The 19,269-nt window shown below is 61.9% G+C and carries 14 protein-coding genes; 8 read left to right on the forward strand and 6 right to left on the reverse strand.

Annotated elements, in window-relative coordinates:
* The first annotated feature begins 223 nt into the window (after positions 1 to 223).
* From IH944_09425 to IH944_09435, 3 genes are all read left to right on the forward strand, one after another.
* Positions 224 to 1,726, forward strand: a complete 1,503-nt coding sequence (locus IH944_09425; protein MCH7904770.1) for an FG-GAP repeat protein — start codon at positions 224 to 226, stop codon at positions 1,724 to 1,726.
* Positions 1,727 to 2,169: 443 nt separating this feature from the next.
* Positions 2,170 to 3,369: an AmmeMemoRadiSam system protein B gene (gene amrB, locus IH944_09430; GenBank protein ID MCH7904771.1), complete on the forward strand. Its 1,200-nt coding sequence runs from the start codon at positions 2,170 to 2,172 to the stop codon at positions 3,367 to 3,369.
* 17 nt (positions 3,370 to 3,386) lie between these two features.
* The gene (locus IH944_09435) at positions 3,387 to 3,842 is read left to right on the forward strand and encodes a D-tyrosyl-tRNA(Tyr) deacylase (GenBank protein ID MCH7904772.1); all 456 of its coding nucleotides are present in this window, start codon (positions 3,387 to 3,389) and stop codon (positions 3,840 to 3,842) included.
* Between the two features lie 223 nt (positions 3,843 to 4,065).
* On the opposite strand, the gene IH944_09440 is transcribed toward IH944_09435, so the two are convergent.
* Positions 4,066 to 4,821, reverse strand: coding sequence for a uracil-DNA glycosylase (locus IH944_09440; protein ID MCH7904773.1), 756 nt, complete (start codon positions 4,819 to 4,821; stop codon positions 4,066 to 4,068).
* Between the two features lie 650 nt (positions 4,822 to 5,471).
* Between IH944_09440 and IH944_09445 the strand changes: the two genes are divergently transcribed.
* Both IH944_09445 and IH944_09450 read left to right on the forward strand, forming a co-directional pair.
* The gene (locus IH944_09445; GenBank protein MCH7904774.1) at positions 5,472 to 5,957 is read left to right on the forward strand and encodes a hypothetical protein; all 486 of its coding nucleotides are present in this window, start codon (positions 5,472 to 5,474) and stop codon (positions 5,955 to 5,957) included.
* 709 nt (positions 5,958 to 6,666) lie between these two features.
* On the forward strand, positions 6,667 to 8,199 hold the full coding sequence (locus IH944_09450; protein MCH7904775.1) for a hypothetical protein: 1,533 nt from the start codon (positions 6,667 to 6,669) through the stop codon (positions 8,197 to 8,199).
* A 256-nt stretch (positions 8,200 to 8,455) separates the two neighbouring features.
* Here IH944_09450 and IH944_09455 read toward each other — a convergent pair whose 3' ends face one another.
* Positions 8,456 to 8,854: a hypothetical protein gene (locus IH944_09455; GenBank protein MCH7904776.1), complete on the reverse strand. Its 399-nt coding sequence runs from the start codon at positions 8,852 to 8,854 to the stop codon at positions 8,456 to 8,458.
* Positions 8,851 to 10,710, reverse strand: a complete 1,860-nt coding sequence (locus tag IH944_09460) for a hypothetical protein (protein ID MCH7904777.1) — start codon at positions 10,708 to 10,710, stop codon at positions 8,851 to 8,853. Before IH944_09460 ends, IH944_09455 begins: the two co-directional genes overlap by 4 nt.
* 234 nt (positions 10,711 to 10,944) lie before the next feature.
* On the opposite strand from IH944_09460, the gene IH944_09465 reads away from it, so the two are divergent.
* On the forward strand, positions 10,945 to 11,538 hold the full coding sequence (locus IH944_09465; GenBank protein ID MCH7904778.1) for a hypothetical protein: 594 nt from the start codon (positions 10,945 to 10,947) through the stop codon (positions 11,536 to 11,538).
* A 57-nt stretch (positions 11,539 to 11,595) separates the two neighbouring features.
* Here IH944_09465 and IH944_09470 read toward each other — a convergent pair whose 3' ends face one another.
* Positions 11,596 to 13,056, reverse strand: a complete 1,461-nt coding sequence (locus IH944_09470) for a hypothetical protein (protein MCH7904779.1) — start codon at positions 13,054 to 13,056, stop codon at positions 11,596 to 11,598.
* Between the two features lie 216 nt (positions 13,057 to 13,272).
* Here IH944_09470 and IH944_09475 point away from each other — a divergent pair, with 216 nt between their 5' ends.
* Both IH944_09475 and IH944_09480 read left to right on the forward strand, forming a co-directional pair.
* Complete coding sequence (locus tag IH944_09475; GenBank protein ID MCH7904780.1) at positions 13,273 to 13,923, forward strand: superoxide dismutase; 651 nt, start codon at positions 13,273 to 13,275, stop codon at positions 13,921 to 13,923.
* A 98-nt stretch (positions 13,924 to 14,021) separates the two neighbouring features.
* Entirely contained in the window at positions 14,022 to 15,308 is a 1,287-nt protein-coding gene (locus IH944_09480) for a hypothetical protein (GenBank protein MCH7904781.1), read from the forward strand.
* A gap of 41 nt (positions 15,309 to 15,349) precedes the next feature.
* On the opposite strand, the gene IH944_09485 is transcribed toward IH944_09480, so the two are convergent.
* A complete protein-coding gene (locus IH944_09485) occupies positions 15,350 to 17,917 on the reverse strand; it encodes a zinc-dependent metalloprotease (GenBank protein ID MCH7904782.1) in 2,568 nt (855 codons plus the stop codon).
* Between the two features lie 209 nt (positions 17,918 to 18,126).
* The gene (locus IH944_09490; protein ID MCH7904783.1) at positions 18,127 to 18,873 is read right to left on the reverse strand and encodes a hypothetical protein; all 747 of its coding nucleotides are present in this window, start codon (positions 18,871 to 18,873) and stop codon (positions 18,127 to 18,129) included.
* Positions 18,874 to 19,269 lie beyond the last annotated feature (396 nt).

Here is a 19,269-nt window from a genome sequence, read left to right on the forward strand (position 1 = left end):
ATTGATCGAAGCCCCGCCGCAACCTGTTGTGCTTCGGAATCCATGACTTCTCGACGCCAGGCACAAGCGTCAGGGATTCGCGCGAGTGAGGAACTGGAGTCAGCAGCGCGAGCTACTTCCCCCGGTGAATCTACCGGGATTGCGAGGCGCGTTTGAGTCTAAGCCGTCGCGGTCTGGGGTATTTTAGAAGTTCGGTACTGTGAATCTGTACTAGAGAGGGAACATGAACACTTCTGTTGTTTCGAGAGGGGCATTGACGTTCGCGCTTGCTGCGCTGGTCGCAGCAAGCACGCTGGCCCAGTCCGGCTGGGTGCTGTCACACCAGAAGATCAGCGACACCCAAGGCGGCTTCACCGGCACGCTGGACAATGGCGATCACTTTGGCCTCTCGGTGGCCTCGCTGGGTGATCTGGACGGCGACGGCGTGGGCGACCTGGCCGCGGGAGCGCGGCATGACGACGACGGGGGCTCTGACCGCGGCGCGGTGTGGATCCTGTTCCTCAATGCTGACGGCACGGTCAAGTCCCATCAGAAGATCAGCGACACCGAAGGCGGATTCGGCGGCACGCTGGACGATAACGATCAGTTCGGCTTCTCGGTGGCCTCGCTGGGTGATCTCGACGGCGACGGCGTGGGCGACTTGGCCGTGGCGGCCATCTTCGATGACGACGGGGACCGCCGGGGCCAGAACCGTGGCGCGGTGTGGATCCTGTTCCTCAACACGGACGGCACGGTCAAGTCCCACCAGAAGATCAGCGACACACAAGGCGGCTTTACCGGCCCGCTGGATAATGGCGATCTCTTCGGCCTCTCGGTGGCCTCGCTGGGTGATCTGGATGGCGACCGTGTGGGCGACCTGGCCGTCGGGGCAAACTACGATGACGACGGGGGCGAGGACCGCGGCGCGGTGTGGATCCTGTTCCTCAACACGGACGGCACGGTGAAGTCCCACCAGAAGATCAGCTCCACCGCAGGCGGCGGACCCCCGCTGGATAATGGCGATCGCTTCGGCCGCTCGGTGGCGTCGCTGGGTGATTTGGATGGCGATGGCGTCGGCGACCTGGCTGTGGGGGCAATCGGCGATGACGACGGGGGGGCCAACCGTGGCGCGGTGTGGATCCTGTTCCTCAACACCGACGGCACGGTCAAAGCCCACCAGAAAATCAGCGACGCCGAAGGCGGCTTCAAAGGCATCCTGTCGAATGGCGATGAGTTCGGCATCTCGGTAAAGTCGCTGGACGATCTGGATGGCGATGGCGTGGGCGACCTGGCCGTGGGGGCCGGCTTCGATGACGACGGGGGGGCCAACCGTGGCGCGGTGTGGATCCTGTTCCTCAACACGGACGGCACGGTGAAGTCCCACCAGAAGATCAGCGACACCGAAGGCGGCTTCACCGGCATCCTGGATAATAACGATCACTTCGGCTGGGTGGCCTCGCTGGGGGACCTCGACGGCGACGGCGTGGGCGACCTGGCCGTGGGGGCCCAGAACGATGACGACGGGGGTGGGTCCCGTGGTGCAGTGTGGATCCTATTCCTCGACGGCATCTGTCTGTGGGATCTCGACGCCAACGGCTCCGTCGGCGTGTCAGACTTTCTCGAGCTGCTGGGCGCCTGGGGGCCGTGCCCGCCGAAGGGAGACTGCCCGGCCGACTTCGACGACAGCGGCGATGTTGGTGTGTCAGACTTTCTCGCGCTGCTGGGGAACTGGGGCCCGTGTCCGTGAGGAAGAAGGCATCAAGGCATCGAGGCATCAAGGCATCGAGGCATCGAGGGAAGAAGAAGGCATTAGGCATTAGGCACTAGGCATTTGGCATTCGGGAAGACCTCGATCGCCGTGTTTTCGCCGGCGGGCTTGACCCGCCGGGGGCGATTGGAGCGACGTGCCGTTTCACCGATGGCATCGTGGGGGAGAAGAAGGCTTGAGGCTTGAGGCTTGAGGGTTTGGGGGTGGAGTCCCAGGGATTGGCCCCCGGAATTCCCTGGGCTTTGGGGAGGGAGGATGGGTGGGTGTGTTTGCCAATGGTGACGGCGATCGATTTGGCCGGCCCGTGGCTTGTCCAAGTGTGGGGTTGCGTCGTATGCTCGACCTGCGTTTGTGAGGGCCGTGTCCAACGGGTGTTCATTCGCGGCGGCCCCCGCTACATTACTGGTCCAAGAGCAGCTTCGATGTCACTGGAATCTTTGCCTAAGCATCTTCGTTTGCCACACTTGCGGCCGTTGCAACCGATGCCGGTGCGCAAAGACGGCAAGGCGTATATCGCGCTGCGCGACCCGGCGATGTTGTCCAAGCAGACGATGATCGTGCCGGCCCAGGCGATGGCGGCCCTCCAGCAGTTCCAGGGTCAGCGGACCATCGACAAGATCGCGCAACAGCTCAACGGCGATGTCGATCAGCTGATCGAGTTGGCCAAGCAACTGGACAAGCTCGGGCTGCTGTGGGGACCAACGTTCGAGCAACTCGAAACGGAGCTGAAAGAGAAGCTTCAAAGCAAGGGCGCGTTCCCTGCCACCGCATCGCGCGCGATGGGCAAGGACGAGGCTGAGTGCCGCAAGGCGATTGAGGGCTACCTGGACGAGACCGACGATCCGGAACTGGCGGCGCCGGCCACGGCCATTGTGGCGCCGCACCTGGATTACGAGCGAGGCTGGCCGAACTACGCAGGCGCGTACTACGGCTTCAAGGACCTGGACCCGCCGGACCGCATCGTGATCCTGGGGACGAATCACTTCGGGTTGGGAGACGGCGTGGTGATGTCGGAGTACGGGTTCGACTCGCCGATGGGTCACAATCCCGCGGACTCGATCGTCATCGGCATGTTGCTGGAGCAGTTTGGTCGGCCCCTGATTGTCGATCAGCTCGACCACCTTGCCGAGCACTCGATTCAACTGCAACTGCCATGGGTGCAGTATTTCTTTGGCGAAGTGCCGATCGTAGCCGCCCTGATTCCCGATCCGATGACGCCGATGATTCAGGACGATGATCAGCGGGTCCGAACGGAGGACTTCGTCACGGCGTTGGGGGACGTTTTGCAGGAAGTGGGCGGAACCACCCGGTTCGTGGCCTCCAGCGATCTGAGTCACGTCGGGCCGCAGTTCGGCGAGCCGCGGGCCGTCGACGAGCAGCGCCGGTTTGACGTTGAGCGACACGATCGCGAGATGCTGGTGAAGTTTCTCAGCGGCGATCCCGAGGAGTTCCTCGGGGCCATGCGCTGGAACAAGAATCCCACGCGCTGGTGCAGCATCGGGAACATGGCCGCGCTGCTGGCCCTCAGCGAGACGGACCGCCTCGAGCTGATCGATTACCGTCAAGCGTACGACGACCGGGGCTATGCGATGGTCAGCAGCGCTGCGGTCGCCTTGCTGTAATCGGGGATTGGTTCGTCATGATCGCCGTAGTTCAGCGGGTTGACGAAGCGAGCGTGAGCGTCGACTCACCGGCGTACGAGGCCCGGATCGGGCGCGGGCTGTGTGTGCTGCTGGCGGTCGAGCGGGGTGACGGCGAGGCCCAGGCCGAATGGATCGCCGGGAAGATCGCTCGGCTGCGCATCTTCCCCGACGAACAGGACAAGATGAACCGGTCCGTGCGAGATATCGCCGGGGCGGTGCTGCTGGTGAGTCAATTCACGTTGGCGGGGAACTGCGCGAAGGGGAATCGCCCGAGCTTCGCCGGCGCGGCCGAACCTCGTATCGGCGAAGACTTATATGAATCGGTGGCTCAACGGCTGCGCACCAAGCACGAGCTGTCCGTAAAGACCGGCGTGTTCGGCGCGAGAATGAAGCTCAGCGTCGTCAACAACGGGCCTGTGACGTTGATCGTTCAACAAAGCCACAAGGGCTGACGGAGGGCATCTCCACTGATTCGTGGGCGGATGATGGGCCGGATGCCGGCTTCGATCCACCCACGCAAAACAAGAAGAGCCCGTCGCTGCCGAGGCAGGACGAGCTCCTTGTGGGGGGGCTTGTGAAATCCTGGTGGATTTAGACCGCCGCCTCCTACCACCCGGTATGAGCCATTCCGCAGGGCACGCCGCGCTGGTTCCGCGCGATCTGGACAAAAACCCGTCACTTGGACGCCGGTCGCAGATACGCCATCACCTGCTGCATGTCCGACCAGACCTTGCGTCGGGTATCGGGCGTGTAGTTTCGTAGCAAGTAGGCAGGGTGGAAGGTGGGCATAACGGGCACGGACAACTCGGCGTCCGTGAATGTGTCCCATTGGCCCCGGAGGCGGGTGATCCCCTGGCTCGTCCGCAGCAGCCACTTCACCGCCGGTCCGCCCAACCCGACGATGACCTTCGGCTGGATGATCCGAATCTGTTCAGCCAGGAACGCGGCGCATTGCTCGACCTCAGTGGGCAGGGGCGTGCGATTGGCCGGCGGCCGGCTCTTGAGCACATTGGCGATATACACGTCGGGTCGGGCCAGGCCCATGGCCTGGATGATCTCGTCGAGCTTTCGGCCAGCGCGACCGACGAAGGGCCGGCCGGTGCGGTCCTCGTGTTCGCCCGGTGCTTCGCCGATGAACATCAGCTCGGCATCGGGCGCGCCCTCACCGAACACGGTCTGCGAGTGGGCGGTCGCCGTGGTGCAGTGCGGGCAGGTTTCGTCGTGACGCGTGCGCAGCACCTCAAGGGCGTCGGCCTTCTCTTGCGGCGTACATTGTGGCGCGGATTGGGCAGGCGCTTCCGCTTGAAACAGCGAAGCCGCGGCCCGCGGTTGGGCGGCCGGGGCGGCGGCGGCGGGCGGACCGGTCACTTCGATCTCATGCGTCACCGCGACAGGCTGAGGCGGCATGGTTTTGATCGGCACAAAGTCCACACCGAGCAATCTCGCTGTTTCCAAGTGTTGCCGGGCGACGCGCCGCAGGTGATCTGTACGCTCGTGCATCATCGTCGTCCCGGTTCGTTGTTTGTCATCTGTGGCGAAGGATATCAGTTCGAGCCGGAGGCCGTGGTCTCGAATCTTCCCGTTTAGCGGGTGACGCGCAGCGTCCCTTTCCCCTCTAACGGGTGACGCGCAGCGTCCGGCTCCCCTCGCGACTCAAGCCCCCTGCGCCTCCAGCCCCCAAGCTTCACTTGATTAGATCACGCCTCGGCTATTGACACGAGACCACAAGATGAGGACAATTCGGATAGACCGAGGGTGGGATTTGCTCCGTCCGGCTGCACAGGGGGCACCTATCTCCGGGGGCGGGCATGGACTTGCGGCAGGCGCAGTTGTGCGACCTCTGCCTGAGGAGGGTGCGAAGAGATGGGGGGGGCGGAGCGCGTTTGATCAAACTCAATGAATACCTGCCCCGACGCGGTTGCGGCGGCCGCCATCATTGGTACCGCGCCCACCGGGACAGACCGAATGCATCAAACCACTCGTGCGTCCACTAGTACGGTCGTGGGGAGCGTTTTCGTATATCCGTAATGCAACGTTCTACAAACAGCACAGGAGGAAAAAGCATGTGCAACAAGAGATTCATGTCCGTCGCGTTCCTGGCCATTGTGGGGGTGGCTCTTTTGGTGTTCTCTTCGGGCCAGGCAGCCCCTGCGTTAAGCAGCCCCGAGGGAACATTTGTTCTCACCGTGACCGCCAAGGGAACGCCGCCGTTCCAAGAGATCATCACCCTCCACAAGGGTGGAACCATTTCGGAGACGAATACCACACTCCATCCCAACAGCGCCAACGAGTTCTTTCCCTTTAACGGCAGCGACGGATACGGGGCGTGGAAGCGTGGTCCCGCCGGCACCGTCATCTTGAAGGTCGTCAAAATGGTCTTCGACGGCGAGACGAACCAGCATTTTGGCTACTTGGTGGTCGACGCGACAGCGCTCATTGTCGGCGACACCTTCACCAATTTGGAATCCGATGTCAACATTCTCATCGGACCTGACTTGTTCAATCCGTTCGGCGTCATCCCGCTCGGCCCGACCGATGCGGTGGGCACGCGTATCACTGTCAATTAGCACGACGATGATGATGATTGGTCCTGACGTGCTCCTGCGCGCGGGAAACTGCGGACCCGAGTACAACACTCACACCCCCGGCCGTCACTGGCCGGGTTTTTTGTTCCGATGGCAACGTCGGCGCATCCGACCCGCTCACCCTACTCGCCAATTGGGGGTCGTGTCCTTGAAGAAGGCATCAAGGCATTAAGGCATCGAGGCATCAAGGCATCCAGTACAAACTCGCGTGGCCGTGGGCACGAATCTTCCCGTTTAGCGGGTGACGCGCAGCGTCCCTCTTCCGCGCGACTCAAGCCCCCCGCGCCGCCCGCCCCTAGGCTTCACTTGATTAAATCACGCCTCGGCTATTGACACGAAACCACACAAGAGGACAATTCAGGTAGATCGAGGGTGGAAATTTCTCTGTTCGGCTGCACGATGGCACCTGGCTCCGGGGGCGGCCACGGACGGCCCGCGGGTACCACTGTGCGGCCTGTCGGGCGAAGGTCAAATGGGAAATGTCGTCTCAAACGTGACCTTCACCGTAGGTCGTCGATTGTCAAAAGATGTTGGGGCCAAGGTTCTTCCGGGACATGCTTTCCCTGTCAGACGGAGCGAGATAGAATCAAGGTGATCGTACCCGTCGTCGCATGCACGAGCTTCCCGCTCGGCGGATTGTATAGCAGATCTTCCTTGCACCAATGACAATCTTCAAATAGGGAATGGAGCCATGATGCACATCCGACGCTTTGCTTATGGACTGACGGCAGTCGCTGTTCTAGGAGCAGATCGATTGGCCTCGGGCGATTGCGAGGTGACGGAACTGTTGCCGCCGAGTCATTTAACAGGGTCGGTCGCAATTGATGGAGATGTCATCCTTACCGGTGCTTGGACAGCCGACGGAATATCCAATTTCACCGGGGCGGCATTCGTCTTCCGCTACGAAGGAGGAACGTGGGAATTCGAGGCCAAACTTCAGGCACCCGATGGCGAGTTTGATGATCGATTCGGATGGTCCGTGGCGATCAGCGGCGACGTTGCCGTAGTCGGGTCCAGAGACGATGAGCATGAGGGCTTTGACGTTGGCTCGGCCTATGTCTATCGATTCGACGGATCTGGGTGGATCCAGGAGGTCAAGCTGATCCCTCCAGATGGCGAGTTTCTTGATCGCTTTGGCGTTTCGTCGGCGATCCGCGGCGATGTGTTGGTCGTCGGCGCGTATCTAGATGACGACGGAGGCGACAGATCAGGGTCTGCATATGTATATCGGTACAACGGCTCGGATTGGAAACTAGAGACCAAACTCGTCGCTTCGGACGGAGCAGAAGGCGACGAATTCGGGCACTCGCTTGCTATTGAAGACAACGTCATAGTCGTCGGGGCGCGTCATTTTTTCAATGGTGGGGCTGGCGCTGCATACATCTTTCGGTTCAACGGGCAGGAGTGGTCGGAGGAAGCCAAGCTAGAGTCGTCGGACGGCCAGGATCTTGACTTCTTCGGCGATGACGTCGGTATCAGCGGGAACAATGTGATCGTGGGAGCGCACGGAAATGACGAGGCCGCCAACCATGCCGGGGCGGCATACATATTCTCCTTTGATGGGAAGGTCTGGGGTGACGAGCAGAAGGTGTTTGCACTTGCTCCTGCCCACAACGACAGATTTGGAGAGAGCGTTGCTATCAACGGTGATCTTGCGATCGGTGGCTCGGTTGGGGACGATCCGACCGGGTCTATAACGGTCTTCCGATTAGTGAACGGTAATTGGATCTGGACCGACCGTATTGAGGCATCAGACGGATCGGTCGGGGACCAATTCAGTCGCGCTGGAATCGTGCTTCAGAATGATGTTGCAGTTGTTTCGGCGACCCACCACCACCATGGCGATTCCATAGGCACCGCGTATGTGTTTGCAGGTTTGAAATTGATCGACTGCGACGGCAATGGCGTTGCGAACTCGTGCCAGATCGCCGATGGTTCCAGCCAGGACTGCAACAGCAACTTTGTCCCTGACGCTTGTGACATCGCTGATGGGACGAGCAAAGACGCTAACGACAACGGCATCCCCGACGAATGTGAATCCCCGGAATGTCCGTGGGACGTGAACGGCGACGGAATCGTTGACCACCACGATCTCGTTGAAGTCGTTCACAACATGGGAATGTGCGACGATCCCGACGATTGCCCGTGGGATGTCAACGGCGATGGTATTGTCAACGGCAGGGACGTGGCAGCGGTGGCGATGCACTTTGGACCGTGTCCGTAGTAGTAGCTGGCCGCGATCAGCCGGCACCGTCGGCGCATCCGATCTTCTCGCCCTCCTCGCCAACTGGGGGCCGTGTCCGTGAGAAGAAGGCAGCGAGGGGGAGAAGAAGGCACTAGGCATTAGGCATTAGGAGCGAGCCGGGGCGTGTCGCCCCGGTTCACGTGAGGGATGGGTTGGCGGTGGTTGCGCAATGGGCGCTGAATGGTGTGCGGGCGCGAACCGGGTTGACACAACCCGGTTCGCTGGATGCTCGGGGCTAACCATCGAAGACGCGCCGGCGAATCCGGTTGAGTTGCTGAAGCTCGACGCCTTGGGGTGCGTAGCGACGGTGGGCGGTGTCGAAACATCCCCGGCTGATCAGCAAGGCGGCCGGGCAGCGCACGCCCGTTTTAGCAGCCAATTGTCCCAGCAGACGTCGCTGGGGTGTTTCAAGCCCCAAGGCGCGACACAGCCGGCGCATCGTCGGCCCTTGTCGAACGTGATCGCGCCGAACGAGGCTTAGCACGCCGACGGTTACTAACCCTAGAGCCATGGCGATCACCAAACCTGCGACGAGGAATCTATTCTGCCCGGACAAAAACGGTTCGCGCAGCGGGTGTAACTGAACCGCAAGTTGAAGTGCAGCGACTTGAATTGAACTAAACATCGTCATCATAGTGCTGCTCCGGCTATGGTCCGGGGGCCATGGGCGAGGAATCGCGCCGCGACGCCGGCGCGGACCCGCACTTGCGGAAACTTGTCCTGCGTGGCGAGCTGCTGCAACTCGCTGGCCACAGTCAGCGCCCGTGCTCGCCGGGCCACCCACACGCCGCTGATCCGATGCAATGGATCAGGATCGGCCAACATCGCCCGCAGTTGGGGCAGTCCTTGGGCGGATCTGACGGCGAGCAGGGCCCGGACCGCGTTGGCGCGTGGCCGATTCTGGCGAGTCGTGACCATGGGAGCGATGCGTTCAATGCCGCGGCGATCCAGGCGCATCAGCGATTCGATGGCGTTGGCCCGGACGCGGGCATCATCGTGTTGCAAGGCAACGCGAATGGCCTCGACGCTGGGGGGCGATCTGACATCCCTCAGAGCGACCACCGCCGCTGACGCCACATGCGGATCAGTGCCGGCCGACTGGACGATCAGCTCGCGCTGAAGCGCGGCGCTCCACCGGAGCCGCCTGACCAGATCGATGGCCCCAAGTTTCTGACCTCGCGCGCCGTCGACCAGCATCCGCGTGAGCCCGGCCAGCATCGCCCGACGGTCATTGGCGGCGACCGCATGGGCGGCGGCCAGCCGGTCGTTGCGTGCCAAATCCAACCAGCGCTGGAAGAAGCGTCCCGCGCCTCGGCGCGCCAGCATCGCTGTCGCCTCACGAGCGATACCCGCATGTGGACTGCGCTCGAGTCGGCGAACCAAGTTCTCATTCCCGGCGTCGGTCCGGGCCACACATCGGCGGACCGCGACGGCGGCCACCGCTTCGTCACGATCGAAGCAGAACTGCTCGACGGCCCGGTCCACCGTGATCGAATCATGTCCAAGCAGGGCGACGAGCGCAGACATCCGCCCCGCCGGGGACGGAAGCGCGATCAGATCCGCCAGGCGCTCGATCCGCGACGTCGCGCGCAAGCTCAGGGCGGTAATCAGGCGCACGAGGTTCACCTGGGCCGCAAGGGGAAGGCGAACGGCCGTGGCCGGCGGCGGCACACAGCGTGTCGGTCGCTCGACCTGGCGCATGGCTCGGCGCCGTGAGGGCGCGAGCAACAGGTGTCCGTTCTCCAGGACGTCGGCCAGGGCCTGGGGTCCATTGATTCGATTCAACTGCCGGGCCGCCGATCGCTGCAGGGCATCCACCGTCAGCCAGGGAATCAGACTGCGGCGCACCGTGGGTCGGCCGAGCTGGGACACCGCCCCGCGCAGGAGGAAGAGCGCGGGATGATCGGGATCGGCCAGGATTTGGGCCAGCATGGGGCCGGGTCGAACCGCCAGCAGAGCCGCCGCCAGCAGAATCTCGTCGAAGCGATGATTCCTGTAGGCGAGCAGTCCCGCCGACACCGCCTCGTCCAACCGCTGCCTCCCGACGGGTCGAAGATCGCACCACGCACCCGGACCGGCCGTGGCCTCCACGACGCTGAGGACCACCTGAGCGGTCCGCCGGCCAACATCGTCGATCGGCGATTCCACAAGCGAGGCGATCAGATCAACACACTGGGCCAGGGCGAGTTCCTGGATGAGCTCGAGCGCATTGAGAATCGGCTGACGTCGGCCTTGGCGGACGATGGTTTGAACGACGGGCCGCAAGTCGTTTTGCACGTCGCCCAACATTGGACAGGCCCAAGGACCAAGCCGGTGCAGGCACCGGATCACGGCGGCGGCGGCGGTTGGGCGGCCGGTGCCAAGCAGGGTCCGGCAGATCGCCTGCTGCTCGGTCGGTTCGGCCGATGGTAGGGTTTCGGCGAGGACAGCGGCGACCGCCGAGGCGGGTTCATCACGCAGCAGAGCCAGTCGAGCCTCAAGCGAAGGCATGCGGGGGAAGGGCAGGAATCCGGTGGGGGCGGCTCCTGGGCGGCACACCCACAACGAGGGGGTGACGCGGCACCACCCACGACCAGTTGGACTTCATCGGACCAAGACCGCCGCTTTCTCCAGTCCTAGAATATTTGGAAATTTGGGTTGCCTTTGGCCAAAGTTCCGCAACAATGCTCATTCGTCAAAAGGAGGTGGAGAAGACTCGTTCTTCTGACTTTATGAGGGTGGTGTATGAGTCTTCCAGCCAAGTCGACGAGCCTTCAGGCCTACAACATGCTTCTGTACCGCGGTGTCCTGCACCCCGAGTTTTTCGGGATCGAGGGCCGGTATCAGATCAAATACGGCGAGTATGACTTCGAAGCGTGGATCTTCCGCGGCGGTCATGCCCTGCGCTTCACGCATGAGGATATCAGCCTCTCGGAGATCATCTACGACGACATCGCGAGCCTGCCCGAGCGCGGTTTGGTCAGCACGCTCCCCTGTGCCGGAGAGAAGGACCACGAAGAGAAGTTCGGCGAGCGCATGGTCTACATGACCTCTATGCAGACCGAGGTCCTGTCCGACCATCTTTACCTGGGCACCTACCAGGAGATGATCGAGCACGCCCGCAACGCGCAGACGCTGCTGTCAGTCTGGGACGATCATATCGGCAAGCCGAACATGTCGCTGCTGGACATGCAGCGGCACCGGGACCAGATGCACGTGCAAAGCTATCACCTCCGCAGCGATTGCGGGTTGGTCCTGCGCACGCAATCGATCTTCCAGCTCAAGGATGAAGACGACCAGGACGAGCCCACCGACGACGAGGCGGCGCCGCAGGAGTAAACGTCCGGCGCCTCCAAGACAGGCCTGCTTCCACCGCCCAACGAAGATCGAACGGACTCAGCCGTCGGTGAGGGGCGCGGCGTGGTCTTGATCGACCGGCACCGAGGCCGCGGTGCCCGGGACCTGCCCCGGTTGCCAAATCTCGGTGAGCTCCTGCCCATCGCATGCCCGCCGCATGAGCAGATACACGATCGTCGAGCCGCTGAAATAGTTGGCCAAGACATACCCGCCGACCAGCCCGACGATCACGGTCCGCCAAAAGGAAACGAACCACCCCGCCACTTGGCTGTGCCTTTCGATGTGCAGCGCCATCGTGTCGCCGGTCAAGTTGAATAAGGATGCGCCGCCCGCGGTGGTAAACGCCGAGTTGTCAGACCACATGCTGACCAGGCCCGAGGTCACGTTCAGCATCAGCGAGGCGATGAAGCTTATAACGACAAAACCAATGGCCAGGCCGACCAGACCGGTGAACCCATAGCCCAGCAGGTGCAGCGGCCGACCCAGCACATACGCATATGCCCGCTGCTGGGCGTCCGGGGCATCACAGTTCTCGCAGGCGACGGCCGGCACCAGCAGGCTGAACCCCAGGGCATAGCCGATGACCAGGAACACCACGCCGAAGCCCGCAAGTAGCGCCAGGCCGTACAGAAGGCCGCCCAGCACGTCGATCCACGGCAGCGTCAGCAGCCACCCTCCCAGCACCAGCAATCCGGCTAGGGCCGCGGCGATCAACAATGGAAGCAGCAACGAGAAAAGGAGCGATCGCCAACTGCCCATCGCGAAGTCCACGCCGTCCTGCCCGCGCAGTTTCTCCTCCAGACCGACCTCGCAGGCGGTCATCCTCGACAGCGCCCCCCCGCCGAACGCAAGCACCGCGATCAGCACCAACGCGTACAGAATCGTGAAGGGCTTGTGATCCCGCCACAACGCCTCGGGCATACGCAGGAACAGATCTTCGACGGCGACGAAGAACGCCCGCGGCTCAATCAGGACGATCGCACTGATCACGGCGCTGAACCCATCGGTCACATGACGCGCCGTTGCCTCGAACGTGCCTCGTGGCCGAGCTTCCTCGAGCCTTTCCATGGTGCGGACGTAGTCGAGCTCGTTGAGCGTGCGCGGAACTTCGTCCCCCTCGACGTCACGGCGCTGCTGGAGATAGCCCCGGCTCACGAGGGCCATCACCTGGTGCGCTTCAAACTCCCAGCTCTCAGGATCGCCATCCGGCTGGTCGACGTCGTCCACATAAGCGAGGATCGCGGCCTGGTACGTCATCCGGGCCCGCCGAGCGTCCCCCTCCGTCCACAGCCCCGCAGTGAGGCCCTCGGGATGGATCGTCGGCTCGGTTGCCCAGTCCCAAGCGCGGCCGGCCACCATCAACGCGGCCACCATCACCAGGCCCAGCGCCAGGCGCGGCGGCTGAAACCCCATGGTCACCGCCCGCAGGATCTTGGGGAACCCGAACACCTGGGCGAACTCGACCTGCTCCACGATCGTGCGGCGCTGTGTATCAGCCACGAGACTACCTCCTTGTTGGGACGCTCCCAATGCCTACCGATGCTACCACCCCTGGCATCGGCTCACCACGGCGTCCGTATCCAGCCGGGACGCCGACGGCACCAATCCGGTGCAGCATCGGGTAGAATGTCCCCATGCAATGATGAAACGGACACCCCCTGTGGTCGCGCCGACGACCTGGGGCCCGGTGAGACAACTTTGTGAAAGGAGAGTCCCATGGCCTTTTCCCTCCCTGATCTACCGTATTCACATGACGCTCTGGCGCCGCACATCGACGCCCAGACCATGCAGATTCACCACGGCAAACACCACAACGCCTACATCACCAAACTCAACGACGCCATCGCAGGTAACGGTGCGCTCGAATCCAAGACCATTGAGCAATTGATAGGCGATCTGGACGCGGTGCCCGGCGATATCCGAGCCGCGGTCCGCAACAACGGCGGCGGACATTACAACCACACCCTGTTCTGGACGATCATGGCCCCGGCGGGAAGTGGAGGCGGCGGTGAGCCGTCCGGTGAGTTGGCGGAGGCGATCAACGCGTGCTGCGGATCGTTTAGCGACTTCAAGACGAAACTCGCCAACGCCGCCGTGACGCGCTTCGGCTCCGGCTGGGCGTGGCTGACCGTCGGCGATGACGGCTCGCTTGGCATTTGCTCGACGCCCAATCAAGACAACCCGTTGATGACGGGTGTTTGCGATTGCCCCGGCACGCCGATCCTCGGGCTCGACGTCTGGGAGCATGCGTACTACTTGAACTACCAGAACCGTCGCCCGGACTACATCGCCGCATGGTGGAACGTGGTGAATTGGTCCGCCGTCGCCGAGCGCTTCGCCCAGGCGAAGTCACTAGCAGCGGTGTAACTACCCATCACCAAATACCGAACCGACGCCCACGGATAGCAATCCGTGGGTTTCTCGAATGAACTCCCTGAACCGTCTTCCTTCGATACGATCTCAGCATGAAGAATCGGACGAAACAAGCCGTGCTCGGAGCTATTAGCCTTGGACTGCTGGCCGCTGCTATCGCAACGCGCAGCACCGTCCAAGCTGGCGATCAAGAACCGGGAAAACCCACATGGTTCAAGGGCAACACCCACTCCCATACCTATTGGTCCGATGGCAACGCTGCCCCGGAGCACGTGATCGATTGGTACGTCCAACACGACTACGACTTCCTCGTGCTGTCGGATCACAACGTCCTTTCCCATGGCGAAATGTGGTACCCGATCGGGAGAGATGATTGGCGACCGCTGAAGCCGGAGCATGTCGAAGATCTCGAACGAAGATTCGGCCCGGACTGGGTTCAAACGCGCACCACTGATGATGGTACGAAAGAGATGCGCCTCCAGACGCTGCCGGAGCTGCGGGCGAAGTTTGAGCGGGCCGGCGAATTCATCATGATCCAGGGTGAGGAGATCACCGATCAATTCGACCGCGTCCCCATTCATGTCAATGCGATCAACCTGCAGGAACTGATTGAGCCACAAGGCGGCGACTCCGTGCTCGAGACGATTCAGCGCAACATGGATGCGGTCATCGAACAATCGCGGCGATTCGATCGGCCAATGCTGGCGCACCTGAACCATCCAAACTACGTCACGGCGATCGGGCCGCGGGATGTGGCCGCCATCAAAGGCGAACGGTTCTTTGAGGTCTATAACGGTCACCACAGTGTGCGCAACCACGGCGACGACAACACCCCGAGCATGGATCAGATGTGGGATATTGCGCTGACACTTCGATTGACCGAATACGATCTCGGATTGCTCTACGGCTTGGCGACGGACGACTCGCACAATCATCACGGCCAAGGGCTCACCTCGCAGCCGGGGCGCGGCTGGGTCTGGGTGAAGGCGGACAAGCTCACGCCGAACGCGATCGTTGCCGCCCTGCGGGCCGGAGATTTCTACGCGTCCACCGGCGTGACGCTGAAAGATTATGGATCGAGCGATCGGACATTGTGGCTTGAAATCGAGCCGCAGGAGGGCGTGACATACACCACCCGGTTCATCGGGACGCGCTGGCGAGACGGCGCGGTCAGTGCGGTGGGTGAAGTGCTGGCCACATCCACCGAACTGCGGCCACGGTATGAAATGAACGGCGACGAACTATATGTCCGCGCGCGTGTGACGTCGTCGCGCACCCATCCCAATCCCTTTGCCGAGGGCGATATGGAGATGGCGTGGGTGCAGCCGGTGCTGGGGCAAGCGAAGGAAAACACGACGGCGCACGAACCTGGCCACTGAAGTGACCAGGCCTCGCGGCGCGGCCATGGGCCTGCGGATATCTAATCCTTATCCGTCTCAAGCGGGACCGAGCACCAGCCGCGATTGGGTGAATCTTCACTCCCGGCACGACGCCTTCCCGTGAGCGCGGGTGTTGCCGACGGCGCGGCTCGGGTCGCGCGGTGGTCCAGCGCCGCTTCGATGCGGGCAGATAGATCGCGCAGATGCGCGGTCACAATTGCATTGTCTGCGGCCCCGCTGTCACAGCCCTCGATCGACGCGCCCAGCGCGACCAACTCAGCCCGAGCCAGCGCCGGAAGATCGGAGTTGGCGCTCGGATTCTCGACCAACGACCCGAGCATCTGGACGTAGGTCCGCTGAAGATTGCGGCGATAGATGTCGATGTCCATGGGCGTGTCGTTCAGTTCGCTGTAGATGCCGTAGCGCAGATCAGCCAACATTTCCGCGGGCGTATAGGCGCCGTATTCGATGTTCTCAGCATGCTCGGCCATGCGGTTGATCCGCCGGGCATTGACCAGCGTCCGCAGCAGCCGGCTTTGAGCGCTGAGCACGCGATCGGCGACGCCATTTGCCGTCAGGCGCAGGCTAATCTCAGACGGAATCATCTTGTGGGGCGTACGTAGCGCGTTCTCAACGAGAAACCGGACGGCGTCGCGCTGGTAGTCCGGATCGAGCGGGAAGAAACGCTGATCCGCATCGCCATAGTAAAGATTGATCTGCTCCACTCCGCCGACGATGTTGGCGACGTGCCCCATCTCGCGGTTCCATTGGCTGAACAGCTCGTTGTACATATTGTCGAGCAGGTCGTAGTCCTCGCCTTCGGTTGACGTTGCATCGACGAGCATTGCAGCGATGCGCTCGAGGTTTTGCAAGCCGAGCGTTGTCGCTTCGACCGCTTGATTAGAAAGGTCCTCCGTTTGAGCGGTGGGATCGCCGCCGCCGCCGTAACGGAACATCGGCTCATCAATTTGGCGCTTGGCAATCGACTCCAGCTCGGCCTTTTCATCGGCGTCGCTTGCGAACTGTCGGTAGCCCCATTCAGCGGCAAAGTAGTCATACGGGCCGACGCGCGGAAGCAAACCTGCTTCGTCGCCGGGCTGCGCGACATAGTTGAACCGCGCGTAGTCCATGATGGACGGGGCGGTTCCGTTGTTCTTGACCCAGTCGGGATCGCGCAGTTGCTCGATGGTATAGCTCGAAGAGGCTTTCATGTTGTGGGGGAAGCCGAGCGAATGGCCCACCTCGTGCGCGACGACGAACCGAATGAGTTCACCAACGAGATCGTCGGGCATAGGCAAACTCTGGGCGCGTTCATCGACGGCCGCCGCTTGCACGAAGTACCAATCGCGCACGAGCTTTTGCACATCGTGATACATGCGAATATCGGCTTCAAGGATTTCGCCGGTGCGGGGGTCGTGCACGTGCGGGCCGAAGGCGTTCGTGATGGCGGCCGGAACCCAGCGGATCGTAGAAATACGGGCGTCCTCTGCGTCCCATTCGGGGTCCTCGTGCGGATCGGGCGCGTACTTGCCAAGGATGGCGTTACTAAACCCAGCCGCTTCAAACGCGGGCTGCCAATCTTCGATTCCGGCCTTGACGTAGGACTTCCATTTCTCGGGCGTGCCACGGCCGACGTAAAAGACAATGGGCTTGATCGGCTCGGAGAGCTCTGCCTCGGGGTCGCTCTTCTCCAGCCGCCAGCGCGTGATGTACCGGACCGTCTCGGCCGCGTGGTTCTTGTCATCAGCAAAATCAATGAAGCTCACGCTGAAGAACCCCACGCGCGAGTCATGCCGGCGTGGTTGCATGGGATTCTCAGGCAGCTTGATCATGCTGTGATGGATCATGGCGGTGATACCGCTGGTGGTGGGGCCTCGGCGGGCGAAGGGGCTTCGGCTGCCGCCGCGGCTGTCGTCGCTGGACGGGCTATAGGTGGCCAGCACCCTGATCTCGATGTTTTGCGGGAACGACTTGACCTGCTCGATGAACGATCGGCCGCTATCCATGTTGCCGGCGTTGAGCGTTCGTTTCGCGCTGAACTCGGCGACGTCCTTGGTGAACAAATCCGTCACCTTGATTACCGGCTTTTTGTCCGTGCCATACGCCTTGATCGGGAAGACCTTGATGATGGGAGCGAGGTTCGAGGCTTTGACCGCATCAGCGATCGGATCATCGGTGTCGGCTCGAATGCCGTAGCGAACGTCGCGCAAAAGCACCTTCTCGCCGCGCTGCTCCCAGCGGACAACGCGGTCGCCGGCGGGCATCCCGGCGTACGACGAGCCGGCGGTTGTTTCAGCAACTTGCGTGACCCACAACATGTCCTTGCCGAACGCGCCGGTTGGAATCTCGTAGTACAGATCGTCGTCGATGCGATGGACGTAGAAGAGCCCGATGTCGGTTACAGCTTCCTCGGTGATCACTTCGTCGTACGGTTTGATGGCGTCTTTCTTCTTGTCCTTGTCGTCGGACGTGTCCGCTTGCCGGTCCCCCCGTCCGGCCCAGCCACCGGGCCGTCGCTGAGCGGACGCAATCGAACTGAACCCAACGGCCAACGTGAGCGAGGCAATCACGTACAATCGAACGGCAGACGATGTGTGTTTTGGCAACATGTTGCTTCAATCTCCTTGATGGGACCGGCTATCAGACTACCGGCAAAGGCCCTTTGGAGCAAGGGTTTTGGGGCGTACACGGCGTAGGGGCGCAAAGAACCCACGGATTGGAATCCGTGGGCGTCAGGGGTGCGGCATGCCTGCGACCCGCCCGGCCAGTGCCGAGCGCCCAGCTGACCCCAGCAGGTCAATGGCCTGCCCAACACCCGTCACCCCAGTTCACCGTGCACGAATCGTCTCCATAATCTGGACACGATCTTGTCGGCCGGGCGGTTGACGCCGTACTTGTGCGCCCAGTTGCAGATGTTGTCGATATCGCGGGAGAGCAGTGTGTAGCCATGTTGGTTCAAGCGCGGGTCGATCGCCTGCGGGAAGTCGATGATGATCGCTCGATCTTCGTGCAGCAGAATGTTGTACGGCGACAGGTCGCCATGCACACAATCGCAATCGAGCATCAACTCGACGTTCCATAACACATCATCAATGATGCGCCCTACGGTCGCTCGGTCGGGGGCGACTTCGTGCAACATCGGCGAAGCACCGGACTCGTCGCCCAGGAACGACATGAGGATCGCGCGTTCACCGAGCGCGAGCGGTTGGGGAACGGCAGCGCCGGCCTCGTGCAGCACGTTCATCACCTCCCATTCCTGGCAGAGCCAAGTGCCGTACTGCACTCTCTTACCAAAGGCGCTACTTTTTTGTACCGCGCGCTTCGCTCGCCCTTCACGGGCCATATGCACGCGCCCGCCGATGTACATCGCATCGTTGCGAAATTGTCGCGACTCGATCGGCCGGTACACCTTCGCCGCAACGAGTGGGAATTCAGAGCGCACGCCGCCTTCACAACAAAAAACCGTCGCTTCCTTGCCACTTTTCACTTCAAAGAGAACGTCCGTGATCCAGCCGTCGTCGATAAAAGGCTCGATCGCGGACAAATGATCTGATTCAAATTGCATTGGAATTTAACTCCAGGAACAATCTCGGTGGTGAATAGGTAGTGTGCGCGATACGCACACACCCAAGGACAAAACCGTTGTGGGTTTGCTTGGTTGTCGCATAAACGAGATTGGGCGTTTCTTCTTACCCCCTCTCCCCCTGGGAGAGAGATGGGGTGAGGGTCTTTATATCTCTAAGAACCCTCACCTAACCTCTCCCAAAGGAGGATTATGCAGCAATTGACCTCCGGTGTCTTATCCGTGCGGCGTGGATGATGAGCTTGGCGCCCACCCATCGTTCGCAGCGATGCAGACGTCGCACCCATGTTGGCAGATGATCCAGGCCGGTGCCAGAGCTCGCCAATGTCCCGAAGTACCGTTCAATACCATCTCGTTCGCGGTGGATCCACATCATGC

Source organism: Armatimonadota bacterium (assembly GCA_022563855.1).
Taxonomy (GTDB): Bacteria; Armatimonadota; Fimbriimonadia; order Fimbriimonadales; family Fimbriimonadaceae; genus JADFMN01.